The 12,310-nt window shown below is 69.4% G+C and carries 7 protein-coding genes; 2 read left to right on the forward strand and 5 right to left on the reverse strand.

The window, feature by feature from the left end; genetic code table 11:
- Window positions 1–16: 16 nt before the first annotated feature.
- Entirely contained in the window at window positions 17–1,489 is a 1,473-nt protein-coding gene (gene ngcE / locus ACIF9R_RS23725) for an N-acetylglucosamine/diacetylchitobiose ABC transporter substrate-binding protein (RefSeq protein WP_399983458.1), read from the reverse strand.
- A 375-nt stretch (window positions 1,490–1,864) separates the two neighbouring features.
- Here ngcE and ACIF9R_RS23730 point away from each other — a divergent pair, with 375 nt between their 5' ends.
- On the forward strand, window positions 1,865–5,677 hold the full coding sequence (locus tag ACIF9R_RS23730; RefSeq protein ID WP_399983461.1) for a GH92 family glycosyl hydrolase: 3,813 nt from the start codon (window positions 1,865–1,867) through the stop codon (window positions 5,675–5,677).
- 302 nt (window positions 5,678–5,979) lie between these two features.
- On the opposite strand, the gene ACIF9R_RS23735 is transcribed toward ACIF9R_RS23730, so the two are convergent.
- The 4 genes from ACIF9R_RS23735 to acnA form a co-directional block, all read right to left on the reverse strand.
- Entirely contained in the window at window positions 5,980–6,354 is a 375-nt protein-coding gene (locus ACIF9R_RS23735) for a hypothetical protein (protein WP_399983464.1), read from the reverse strand.
- A gap of 248 nt (window positions 6,355–6,602) precedes the next feature.
- Complete coding sequence (locus ACIF9R_RS23740; RefSeq protein ID WP_399983466.1) at window positions 6,603–7,769, reverse strand: caspase family protein; 1,167 nt, start codon at window positions 7,767–7,769, stop codon at window positions 6,603–6,605.
- 13 nt (window positions 7,770–7,782) lie between these two features.
- Window positions 7,783–8,262 carry a hypothetical protein gene (locus ACIF9R_RS23745; protein ID WP_399983468.1) on the reverse strand — a complete coding sequence of 160 codons (480 nt, stop codon included), beginning with the start codon at window positions 8,260–8,262 and terminating at the stop codon, window positions 7,783–7,785.
- 519 nt (window positions 8,263–8,781) lie between these two features.
- Window positions 8,782–11,505, reverse strand: a complete 2,724-nt coding sequence (acnA, locus tag ACIF9R_RS23750) for an aconitate hydratase AcnA (protein ID WP_399983470.1) — start codon at window positions 11,503–11,505, stop codon at window positions 8,782–8,784.
- Window positions 11,506–12,045: 540 nt separating this feature from the next.
- Between acnA and ACIF9R_RS23755 the strand changes: the two genes are divergently transcribed.
- A complete protein-coding gene (locus ACIF9R_RS23755) occupies window positions 12,046–12,246 on the forward strand; it encodes a DUF4236 domain-containing protein (RefSeq protein WP_399983472.1) in 201 nt (66 codons plus the stop codon).
- Window positions 12,247–12,310 lie beyond the last annotated feature (64 nt).

Genomic DNA, 12,310 nt, shown 5'->3' on the forward strand with positions numbered 1-12,310 from the left:
CGTCGGTCGAGCGAGATCAGTCGCGGCGGTTCTTCTTCGATGCCGGGTCCTTGGCCTGCTTGTCGACCGCGGCCTGGGCGCGCTTGAGCCATTCCCTGGGCTGAATGCGCCTGGCCATCAGCTCGTTGGACGCGTTCTCGATGGCGGTGCCCATCTCGCTGTACCACTCGGTGTACAGGAAGCGGAAGGTGTTGTCGCCGGCCGCCTCGGAGGCCTCGACGGTGGACTGGGTGCCCGGCCGCAGCTTCACGTCCCGGTCGACGCCGTCCTTGAGGATGGTCAGCGAGTTCGCCTCCTTGGCGAAGATGGTCGACCACTTCCTGGAGAGCATCCGCCGCATGAACTCCTTGGCCGCGGGGAGGTTCTTGGCCTTGGACGGGATGATGAAGGGCTCACCGGAGCCGGCCCGGATCGCCTCGAAGGGCAGTGCGCTGCCGGGCAGCAGCGGCATCGGCAGGAACTTCATGTCGAAGTCCTCGGGCGTCGTCTTGAGCTGCTCGTTCTCGAGCCAGGAGCCGCTGGTGATGAAGGCGGCCTTGTACTGGTTCCAGCGGGTCTGCGACTCGGTGTGGGTCAGGCCGTTCGTACCGGGCATCAGATAGCCCTTCTCGACGACCTCGTAGATGGCCTCGATGGCCTCGGTGGCGGCGTCGGAGCCGACGAACGCCTTGGGGTCGAGGTTGTCGATCGCCTTCATGGCGTCCAGGCCGCCCTTCTTGGCGATCAGGTCCATGATGGCGACGTTGATGTAGTACGGGTACTTGCCCTGGTGGGCGAGGCCGCCTATGCCCTGGGCCTTGGCGTCCTTGCACAGGGCGAGGAAGTCGTCCCAGGTCTTGGGCGCCTCCCAGCCCTTCTCCTCGAAGAGCTTGCCGGAGTACCACAGCCCCCACACCGTGTAGATGTAGTTGAGGGCGACGACCTTGCCCTCCTGCATGCCGGCGTCCAGCGTGCCGGGGATGAGGGTGTCGCGGACCTTCACGTCCGGGTCGTCGACCGACGGGGCGTCCAGCACCTCGGCGAGGTCGAGGAGCTGGCCGTTCTTGTGCAGTACGTCGATCGGGATCTGCTGGGCGCCGGAGTCGTCGACGAGGTCCGGCGGATTGCCGGCGTTGAACCGCGGCTGGAGCTTGCCGGTGATCTCCTGGGTGCCGGTGTGCACGGACGTGACGCCATGCTTCTTCTCGAAGTCGGCCTCCCACGCCTTGGCGTAGTCGTCGCCGTAGCCGCCCTTGAAGATGACGACGTCGAGTTTGCTGCCTTCCTTGACGCCGAACGGGTTGGATTCGGACTTCTTGCCCTCGTTCCCTCCGGAGTCGCCGTCCCCGCCCCCGCTGGCGCAGGCGGAGAGGAAGCTCATCGCCGGGACGGACGCCAGACCGAGTGCGGCGGACCGCCTGATCAGTGCGCGGCGTCCCACGCCGGCCGTGCCGGAGTCACCGGTGCCATTGTTCTCGGTTTCGTTGTTCACGCCGGAATTGGATCCCATGCTCAAGTCCTCGCCTTCTCCAGGACTCAGGCGGTGAACCGGATCCTTACCGGCACCGCGTTCGGGTCACGCAGGGTCGTGCGGGAAGTGCGGCCGTACAGGGTCGGGTGCGGTGAAGATGCCCCGGAGTGCCGACAGGTATAGTCCACTTCCCGCCGACGGAGCAAGATCGAATGCAGGGTTCCCCTCCGGTCTTTTCCGAGTTGAGACCTCACGGAAAGATGAGCCCCCGTCGCGCTGCCCAGCGGAGAAATCCCCGCCGCCCGCCCCGGAGGCCGCATTCAACCCCCTTGACATCACGGTGCACTTGGCCCACTACTGGTCCTTGCGCATCTCGATTGACAACGTTGTCCGGCGCAGAGAGGGAGCTCGCGTATGCAACCAAGGGTTCGGCACAGATGGGGAACGGCGGTCGTCGCGGCGACCGCCTTTGCTGTGGCCGCGGGCTCCCAGGGCGTCGCGGTCGCCCTGCCCACGGCGCCGAAGAAGGCCGACCGGGAGTTCGCCTCGTCCTTCGAGGCCGGCCAGCCCGCTCCGGACTGGCTGAACACCGTGGACACCACACGGGGCGGCGACAAGCGCGCCTCGGGGGTGGACGGAGGGTTCACGTCCGGCATCCCGGGCAATGTCACCGACCATGTCACGGACATCCGGGCCAGCGGGGAGAACACCGGCGCGAAGGAGGTGAAGGGGAACCTCTTCGACGGTGAGCCCGCCACCAAGTGGCTGACCTTCGCGCCGACCGGCTGGATCGAGTTCGAGCTGGACGAGCCGGCGAAGATCGTCAAGTACGCCCTCACCTCGGCCAACGACCACGACGAGCGCGACCCCGTGGACTGGACGCTGAAGGGCTCCGCGGACGGCGAGGACTGGCAGACCCTGGACACCCGCTCCGGGGAGTCCTTCCCTGAGCGATTCGAGACCAGGACGTACGATCTCGCCGAGGCGGCCGAGTTCCGGCACTGGCGGGTGGACTTCACCAGGAACAACGGGGCGCGCGACGCCCTCCAGCTCGCCGAGATCCAGCTCTCGACCGGTATCGCCGACCCCATACCGCAGGACATGCTCTCGCTCGTCGACCGCGGCCCGGCCGGCTCGCCGACCGCGAAGGCGGACGCCGGCTTCACCGGCAAGCGGGCCCTGCGCTACGCGGGCCGGCACACCACGAAGGGCCGGGCGTACTCGTACAACAAGATCTTCGACGTGAATGTGAAGGTCGAGCGCCGCACGGAGCTGTCGTACAAGATCTTCCCGTCGATGGCGGACCGCGACCTCGACTACGACGCCACGAACGTCTCCGTCGACCTGGCCTTCACCGACGGCACCCACCTGAGCGGTCTGAGGGCGACGGACCAGCACGGCTTCCCGCTGTCGCCGCGCGGCCAGGGCGACTCCAAGGTGCTGTACGTCAACCAGTGGAACAGCGTGCGTTCCGCGATCGGCTCGGTGGCCGCCGGCAAGACCGTCGACCGGATCCTGGTGGCCTACGACTCCGCCAAGGGCCCGGCGAAGTTCCGCGGCTGGCTGGACGACGTGGCGCTGAAGCCGGTGAAGCCCGAGCGGCCGAAGGCCCATCTGTCCGACTACGCGGTGACGACCCGGGGCACCAACTCCAGCGGCGGCTTCTCACGCGGCAACACCTTCCCCGCGACGGCCGTTCCGCACGGCTTCAACTTCTGGACCCCGGTCACCAACGCCAGGTCGACGAGCTGGCTGTACGACTACGCGAGCGGCAACAACGACGACAACCTGACGACGATCCAGGCGTTCAGCGCGAGCCACGAGCCCAGCCCCTGGATGGGCGACCGGCAGACCTTCCAGGTGATGCCCTCGGCCGCCTCCGGCACCCCGGACACCGGCCGTGAGGCGCGCGAGCTGGCCTTCCGGCACGAGAACGAGACCGCGCGGCCGTACTACTACGGCGTGCGGTTCGAGAACGGCGTGAAGGCCGAGATGGCGCCGACGGACCATGCCGCGATGATGCGCTTCACCTTCCCCGGTGACGACGCGAGCGTCCTGTTCGACAACGCCGGCGACGAGAACGACACGGACCGGGCCGGACTCACCCTCGACCGGGAGAACGGCACCTTCACCGGCTGGTCCGACGTCAAGTCCGGGCTGTCCACGGGCGCGACCCGGATGTTCGTGTACGGCGAGTTCGACCGGAAGGTCACCGACGGCGGCGCCGAGGGCGTCCGGGGCCATCTGCGCTTCGACGCGGGCGAGAACCGCACGGTCACCCTGCGCATGGCCACGTCCCTGATCGGCGTCGACCAGGCGAAGGACAACCTGCGCCAGGAGATCGGCGCCGGCACCTCGTTCGACAAGGTCAGGCGGGACGCCCGACGCCAGTGGGACAGGCTCCTCGGCAAGGTCGAGGTGGAGGGCGCCACGCCGGACCAGCTGACCACGCTCTACTCCAGCCTCTACCGGCTGTACCTGTACCCGAACGCGGGCCACGAGAAGGTCGACGGGACGTACCGGTACGCCTCGCCGTTCTCCCGGATGGAGCGGCAGGACACCCCGACGCACACCGGCGCGAAGATCGTGGACGGCAAGGTGTACGTCAACAACGGCTTCTGGGACACCTACCGGACCACCTGGCCCGCGTACTCCTTCCTGACCCCGTCCAAGGCCGGTGAACTGGTCGACGGCTTCGTGCAGCACTACAAGGACGGCGGCTGGACCTCCCGCTGGTCCTCCCCCGGCTACGCCGACCTGATGACCGGCACCTCCTCGGACGTCGCGTTCGCGGACGCGTACGTCAAGGGCGTCGACTTCGACGCGGAGGCCGCCTACGACGCGGCGCTGAAGAACGCCACCGTCGTACCGCCGTCCTCGGGGGTGGGCCGCAAGGGCATGGCGACCTCGCCGTTCCTCGGCTACACCAGCACCGAGACGCACGAGGGCCTGTCGTGGGCGCTCGAGGGGTACCTCAACGACTACGGCATCGCGAAGATGGGCGAGGCCCTCTACCGGAAGACCGGCGAGCGGCGCTACAAGGACGACTCCGCGTACTTCCTCGACCGCGCGCAGGACTACGTCAACCTCTTCGACTCCGAGGCCGGGTTCTTCCAGGGCCGGAACCTCCAGGGCGACTGGCGGGTGGAGTCCTCGACGTACGACCCGCGGATCTGGGGCTACGACTACACCGAGACCAACGGCTGGGGCTACGCCTTCACCGCCGCGCAGGACAGCCGCGGTCTGGCCAACCTGTACGGCGGCCGCGCGGCACTCGGGGACAAGCTCGACGCGTACCTGTCCACACCGGAGACGGCCTCTCCGGAGCTCAAGGGCTCCTACGGCGGTGTCATCCACGAGATGATCGAGGCGCGGGACGTCCGGATGGGCATGTACGGCCACTCCAACCAGGTCGCCCACCACGCGCTGTACATGTACGACGCGGCCGGGCAGCCCTGGAAGACCCAGGCGAGCGTGCGCGAGGTGCTGTCCCGCCTCTACACGGGCAGCGAGATCGGCCAGGGCTACCACGGTGACGAGGACAACGGCGAGCAGTCGGCCTGGTACCTGTTCTCCTCGCTCGGCTTCTACCCGCTGGTCATGGGCAGCGGCGAGTACGCCATCGGCTCCCCGCTGTTCGCGAAGGTGACCGTGCACCTGGAGAACGGCCGCGATCTGGTCGTCAAGGCCCCGAAGAACAGCGCGAAGAACGTCTACGTGCAAGGGCTGAAGGTCAACGGCAAGCGCTGGAACTCCACTTCGCTGCCGCACTCGGTGATCGCCCGGGGCGGTGTCCTGGAGTTCGACATGGGCCCGCGTCCTTCGTCGTGGGGCACGGGCAGGAACGCGGCGCCCGTGTCGATCACCCAGGACGACGAGGTGCCCACGCCCCGCGCGGACACGCTCAAGGGCGACGGCGCGCTGTTCGACGACACGTCGGCGACCGGCGCCACCGTGTCCACGGTGGAGCTCCCCGTCACCGGTGGGACCGCGGCGGTGCAGTACACGCTGACCTCCTCGGACCACACCACGGCCCCCACGGGCTGGGTGCTGCAGGGTTCGGCCGACGGAACGACGTGGACGGACCTGGACCGGCGGACGGACGAGACGTTCCGCTGGGACCGCCAGACCCGCGCGTTCTCGGTGGACAAGCCGAAGGCCTACGGTCATTACCGGCTGGTGCTGAGCGGTGAGGCGGCACTGACGGAGGTGGAACTGCTGAGCTGACGCAGGTGGTCGAGGCGGGTCCGGGCGCGATCCGGACCCGCCTTCTCCGTGGAGAAGCTCCTCCGGCCCGCCCCTCTCCTCCGGCCCACCCCTCTCCTCCGGCCCCGCTGCTTCGGCCCGTCTCCCGTCGAGGGGTCGAGGGGTCGAGGGGGACTCCTTCGCTCGCCGCGCGGATCCGAGGGCGGGGACGCGACGCGCTTCCGTCGCCGACTGGAGTGGTCGGGAGAGGTGTGGGGCGAGCGGCAGGGCGGGTGGCACCGATGACCGTCGGACATGCCCCCGGTGCCGGCCGCCAGCGGGGGTCAGCCGGCACGGCAGGGCAAGGGCGTCGCGCTGTCCCCGCCGGGGTCGGAGATCACGTGGCCGTATGCGGCTCTTTCCTCCGGGTCGGGGGAGCCGGTGTGATGGTCCACGGCATAGCGGACCGTCATGTTCCGGGCTCCGGGGGAGGCCGCGTGGCTCCACAGGATGCCGGTCCCCTCTGCGCGGCACAGGAAGGTGCGACTACCGGGATTCAGCTGTGTGCCACGGGATTCCGCCTCGGCGCCCGCCGTCAGAGCCAGGCCGATGGCCGGGATCGTGGCGAGCAGGGAGACCAGGAACAGGAAGAGGGCTGTGCTGCGGGCGGGGAGCACGGGCCGGGAAGCGGCCGCACTCCCCCAGTTTGCCGTAGTCATGTCACACCTGTCCGCGGCTGTGGGGTGGACGGACCGTGCAGGGAGCGGGCGGACGAGGTGGCAGTCCCCAGCGGCGGGTTCCGGTCCACCAAAGATATGGGAGCGCTCCCACCTCGTCCGTGGGGGACGGTATCGCCGCCTGTCCCCGTTGTAAACGGTTGACACAGGGGCGAGTTGAGCCGCGGGTCAGCCAGGGGTGCAGGAGTCTCCGCCCGGCCTGGCTCCCGGCCGGGCCCCCGGTCCGGGCCTCAGCTCCGCCCCCCGGCCGGTCCTGCCGGGTCCCCTTCCGGCCGGAGACGGTGCCCCACCTCGGCGGCGGCCTCCGGCCCCTCGAAGAGCTCGACCGTCGACAGCAGCGCGCTCTGCCCGCCCTCCTGGTTCAGGGCGGCCCGCGCGATCGCGACCACGTCCTCCCGTTGCCGGACGCCCCGCAGATCGATCCGCCGGGCCAGGAACTCCCCCAGCATGGTGGCGAACTGCTGCCGCCCCACGGCGTCCTGCATGCACGGCAGCCCGGCCAGCGCCTCGGTGAGCGGCAGCAGCAGCGTCGCCGGCGCGGGCCGGGGCCGTGGGAGGACGGGAGCGGGTGCGGACTCCGGCACCGTGGGCGCGGAGGCCGGGGCGGGTTCCTCTCCCTCCGGGCGCGGGCCGGGGCCGGGGCCTGGCGGCAGGGCGGGCAGAGCCGATCGTGCCACCACGACGCGGTGCTCCAGCTCGGCCCACATCTGCGGGCGCTGCCGGACACCGGCGTCCCGCAGTTCCTCGTACACGTAGTCGTACATTTCGTGGACGCTGATCACGCCGTCCCGGTCACGGTCCGCCTCGCCGCTGCGCAGGCCCTTGACGAGGGCGCCGGTGAACCGGGAGGGCTCGGGGTCCAGTTCGGTGATCCGCCCGCCCTCCCACGCGTACTCGGTGCGGTTGGTCGCGGTGAGCACCACGCGCCCGTGCCCGGACAGTTCGTCCTTGACGTGGACCGTGGTGTCGCCCTTGCCGCCGGCCAGGAAGGCGCCGCTGTAGCAGCAGTCGAGGAGCAGGACGATCGACCGCGCCCGGCAGAGGTTCATCTGCCGTTGCACGAACTGGGCGGGCACCGAGGTGGAGGCGAGCAGCCGCCGGTCGGTGTCGGCGGTGGCGAAGTGCAGTTCCCCGTTGTCGTCCTTGAGACCGTGGCAGGAGAGGTGCAGCAGGAGCAGATCGTCCCGGCGGCGGTCGAGGAAGAACCGCTCGATGGCCCGGGTCACCTCGCTGTGGGCGCGGTCGACGACCGTGCCGACCTCGAAGTCACCGATCCTCGGGTCCCCCAGCACCTCCGCGAGCTCCAGGGCGTCCCTGGCGGGTGAACGCAACCGTCTCAGGTCCGGGCTGTCGTAGACGCCCGTCGCGACGAGCAGGGCGTGGCGGCCTGCGGACATGGTGGTACGTCCGTCAGCCGGCCCGGCCGTCGGCTCGCGGCTCCTCGCCGTCCGCGGCTCGCGGTTCCCGGCCGTCGGCCGGTTCCAGCTCACCGCCGTCGGCAGGTTCCGGGTCACGGCCGTCGGCAGGTTCCGGGGCACGGCCGTGCGCGGCGAGGAAGGCCTCGATGAGCCGTTGCTGGTCGGCGGAGGACACGGCTTCCAGCTCCAGGCTGTCCTCGCCCAGGGTGAGGGCGACCGTGCGCACCGGGCGGGTCTCGATCCATGTGCGGACCAGGTCGAGCACCGAGCGCAGCAGGAAGGGCGCCGCGGTCACGGCGAGCGCGCCGACCGCGATCGCGTCCACCGGCTTGGCTCCGTCGGGCACGATTCCGGACCGGTCCAGTTCGACGCTTTCGACGTCCAGTTCGAGCAGTCGCTCACGCAGCTGTCGTGTCAGCCAGTCGAGTTCTTCCTGGTCGCTGTCCTGGCCGCCGGTCAGGACAAGATGCAAGCGCTCCGTGCGGCCCACCGCCACCCCCGTCATCAGGTGAGGTGTCAGCGTACAACGGGAGCGACGACGGGGGCCGCATCCCCGGTACGGGAATGCGGCCTACAACTGCCCTGCCCTACTGCTTACTTGCGGATCAGCCGCCACGGCCGGGTTCGCCCTCTACCAGTCGTGGCCGCCCGTTCTGCCACCGGAGTCCCTGGTGGCCGGGCTCCTGGGCGCTGTGGCGGTGGGGGCGGTGGCGGGTGTCTATCCCGCGGTGCGGGCATCCCGGCTGCCTCCGACGCAGGCCCTGTCCGCCGTGTGACCGGGCTCCGTCCCGGGGCGGGCCCGTCGGCCGCGCCGGTCGTCCGCGCTGCCCCGGACTCCGGCCGGGGAGCCCCACGCGCGCGGACGCGGGCGGGCCGACAGGCAAGCGCCCCGCCAGGCCGAAGCCTGACGGGGCGCTTGTGCGGGACTCCGGTGTGACCGCCGGTAGCAGCGAGTCGGCGTCCAGATCCTCCGGCGTCCGAGCCGATCAGCTCAAGAAGCGACAAGCTGGCGCAGTACGTACTGCAGGATGCCGCCGTTGCGGTAGTAGTCGGCCTCACCGGGGGTGTCGATGCGGACGACCGCGTCGAACTCGACGCCCGAGTCGGTGGTGACCTTCACCGTGCGCGGGGTGGTGCCCTCGTTGAGCTCGGTGACACCGGAGACGGAGAAGGTCTCCTCGCCGGTCAGGCCGAGGGACTCGGCGGTGTGACCCTCCGGGAACTGCAGCGGCAGGACGCCCATGCCGATGAGGTTCGAGCGGTGGATGCGCTCGTAGGACTCGGCGATGACAACCTTGACGCCGAGCAGCGCGGTGCCCTTGGCGGCCCAGTCGCGGGACGAGCCGGAGCCGTACTCCTTGCCGGCCAGGACGACCAGCGGGATGCCCTGCTCGATGTAGTTGCGGGAGGCGTCGTAGATGAACGACACCGGGCCGTCCGCCTGCGTGAAGTCGCGGGTGTAGCCGCCCTCGGTGCCCGGCGCGATCTGGTTGCGCAGGCGGATGTTGGCGAACGTGCCGCGGATCATGACCTCGTGGTTGCCGCGGCGCGAGCCGTAGCTGTTGAAGTCGCGGCGCTCGATGCCGTGCTCCGTGAGGTACTGGCCGGCCGGGGTGTCGGCCTTGATGGCGCCGGCCGGGGAGATGTGGTCGGTGGTGACCGAGTCGCCCAGCTTGGCGAGCACACGGGCGCCGGAGATGTCCTCCACCGGGGCCGGCTCCATGCCCATGCCCTCGAAGTACGGGGGCTTGCGCACGTAGGTCGACTCGGCGTCCCACTCGAAGGTGTCGCCGGTCGGGATGGGCAGCGCCTGCCACTGGGCGTCACCGGCGAAGACGTCGGCGTAGGACTTGGAGAACATGTCCTCGCCGATGGCGTTCGCCACGACGTCGTTGACCTCGGCCTCGGAGGGCCAGATGTCCTTCAGGAAGACCGGGTTGTTGTCCTGGTCGTAGCCGAGGGCCTCGCGGGTGATGTCCACCTTCATGGAACCGGCGAGCGCGTAGGCGACGACCAGCGGCGGGGACGCCAGGTAGTTCATCTTGACGTCGGGGTTGATCCGGCCCTCGAAGTTGCGGTTGCCGGAGAGCACCGAGGTGACCGCGAGGTCGTGCTCGTTGACCGCCTGGGAGACCTCCTCCGGCAGCGGGCCGGAGTTGCCGATGCAGGTGGTGCAGCCGTAACCGACGAGGTTGAAGCCGACCTTGTCGAGATACGGGGTCAGGCCCGCCTTCTCGAAGTAGTCGGTGACGACCTTGGAGCCCGGGGCGAGGGTGGTCTTGACCCACGGCTTGCGGGTCAGGCCCTTCTCCACCGCCTTCTTGGCCACGAGCGCGGCGGCGACCATGACGTACGGGTTGGAGGTGTTGGTGCAGGAGGTGATGGCCGCGACCGTCACCGCGCCGTGGTCGAGCGTGTAGGTCGTGCCGTCCGCGGCGGTGACCTCGACCGGGTGGGAGGGCGCGCCGTTGGAGATGGCCGGGGCGTCGGAGGCCGGGAAGGACTCCTTGCTGGCCTCGTCGACGTCGCCGCCGTCCTTGACGTAGTTGCGCACGTCCTGGTCGAACTGGGCCTTGGCGTCGGCGAGGACGATGCGGTCCTGCGGGCGCTTCGGGCCGGCGATCGACGGGACGACGGTGGACAGGTCCAGCTCGAGCTTCTCGGAGAAGTCCGGCTCGGCCTTCGGGTCCAGCCAGAGGCCCTGCTCCTTGGCGTACGCCTCGACGAGTGCGACCTGCTCCTGGGAACGGCCGGTCAGGCGCATGTAGTTCAGCGTCTCGTCGTCGATCGGGAAGATCGCGGCGGTGGAGCCGAACTCCGGCGACATGTTGCCGATGGTGGCGCGGTTGGCGAGGCTCGTGGCAGCGACGCCCTCGCCGTAGAACTCGACGAACTTGCCGACGACGCCGTGCTTGCGCAGCATCTCGGTGATGGTGAGCACGAGGTCGGTGGCGGTGGTGCCGGGCTTGAGCTCGCCGGTCAGCTTGAAGCCGACGACGCGCGGGATCAGCATGGAGACCGGCTGGCCGAGCATGGCGGCCTCGGCCTCGATGCCGCCGACGCCCCAGCCGAGCACGCCGAGGCCGTTGACCATGGTGGTGTGCGAGTCGGTGCCGACCAGGGTGTCGGGGTAGGCCTTGCCGTCACGGGTCATGACGACGCGGGCCAGGTGCTCGATGTTCACCTGGTGGACGATGCCGGTGCCGGGCGGGACGACCTTGAAGTCGTCGAAGGCGGTCTGGCCCCAGCGCAGGAACTGGTAACGCTCGCGGTTGCGGCCGTACTCCAGGTCGACGTTCTGCTTGAAGGCGTCGGGGGTGCCGAACTTGTCGGCGATGACGGAGTGGTCGATGACCATCTCGGCCGGGGAGAGCGGGTTGATCTTGTTCGGGTCGCCGCCCAGCTCCTTGACGGCCTCACGCATGGTGGCGAGGTCGACGACACAGGGTACGCCGGTGAAGTCCTGCATGATCACGCGCGCCGGCGTGAACTGGATCTCCTGCGACGGCTGGGCCTGGGAGTCCCAGCCGCCCAGGGCACGGATGTGGTCGGCGGTGATGTTGGCGCCGTCCTCGGTGCGGAGCAGGTTCTCCAGCAGCACCTTCAGGCTGTAGGGAAGGCGCGCGGAGCCCTCGACCTTGTCCAGCCGGAAGATCTCGTACGACTCGTCGCCCACCTGCAGCGTGCTGCGGGCGTCGAAGCTGTTCGCCGACACGACAGTCTCCTTCATTGATGTGCGCGTACCACCGCATCCTGCCGCCACGCCGCCCCGGCCCATCCGCTAAGGTAAGCCTTAGTTAGGTAACCCTTACCAGGGTGGCGGCTGCGGTGCTCCTCGGCAGATATCTCGATATCGAGATAACTCTAGTACACGCGGACGGAATGGTCATGCCCGGACCCGGCCGACCGCCCCCACCCGTCGAGGGTGACGACGCACCGAACCCGGGCCCCGTTCGACCGCTGCCGCCAGTCAACCCGCTCGTGAGCGTGATCGCACCGGGGTGCGGCACACCCGGCCCGCCCACGGTTCGACCGCGGGCCGCCCCGGCCCCCCTCCTCCGCATACCCGGACCGCACAGGGACATGACACCTACGGGAGCACATGCACGGGAGGACGCGTACGGGAGGACGCGTACGCGTCGCCGGACTCCCGCGGCGGACTGCCATCAGCACGCCCGGACGGGGTAACCGACTGATACGCAGTCAATTCCAGAGACACAGCAGACACAGCAGACACGAGAGCAGGGAGGCAGGTATGCCGCTCACGTTCCGCAAGAGCTTCCAGATCCTTCCGGGGGTGCGGCTGAACATCAACAAGCGGTCGTGGTCCCTCACCACCGGCAGTAAGAACGGCCCCCGCTACACCCGGAGCAGTACGGGACGTCGTACGACATCGATGGATTTGCCCGGACCTTTCGGATGGCGCCGGACCACTCGCGGCCGCCGGACCAGGTGACACTGACGTCACATCACCCGAATGGACCCCCCAAGAGGTGCCATCTCATATCTGAGATAGCCTC

This window comes from Streptomyces sp. NPDC086080 (assembly GCF_044540255.1).
Lineage (GTDB): Bacteria > Actinomycetota > Actinomycetes > Streptomycetales > Streptomycetaceae > Streptomyces.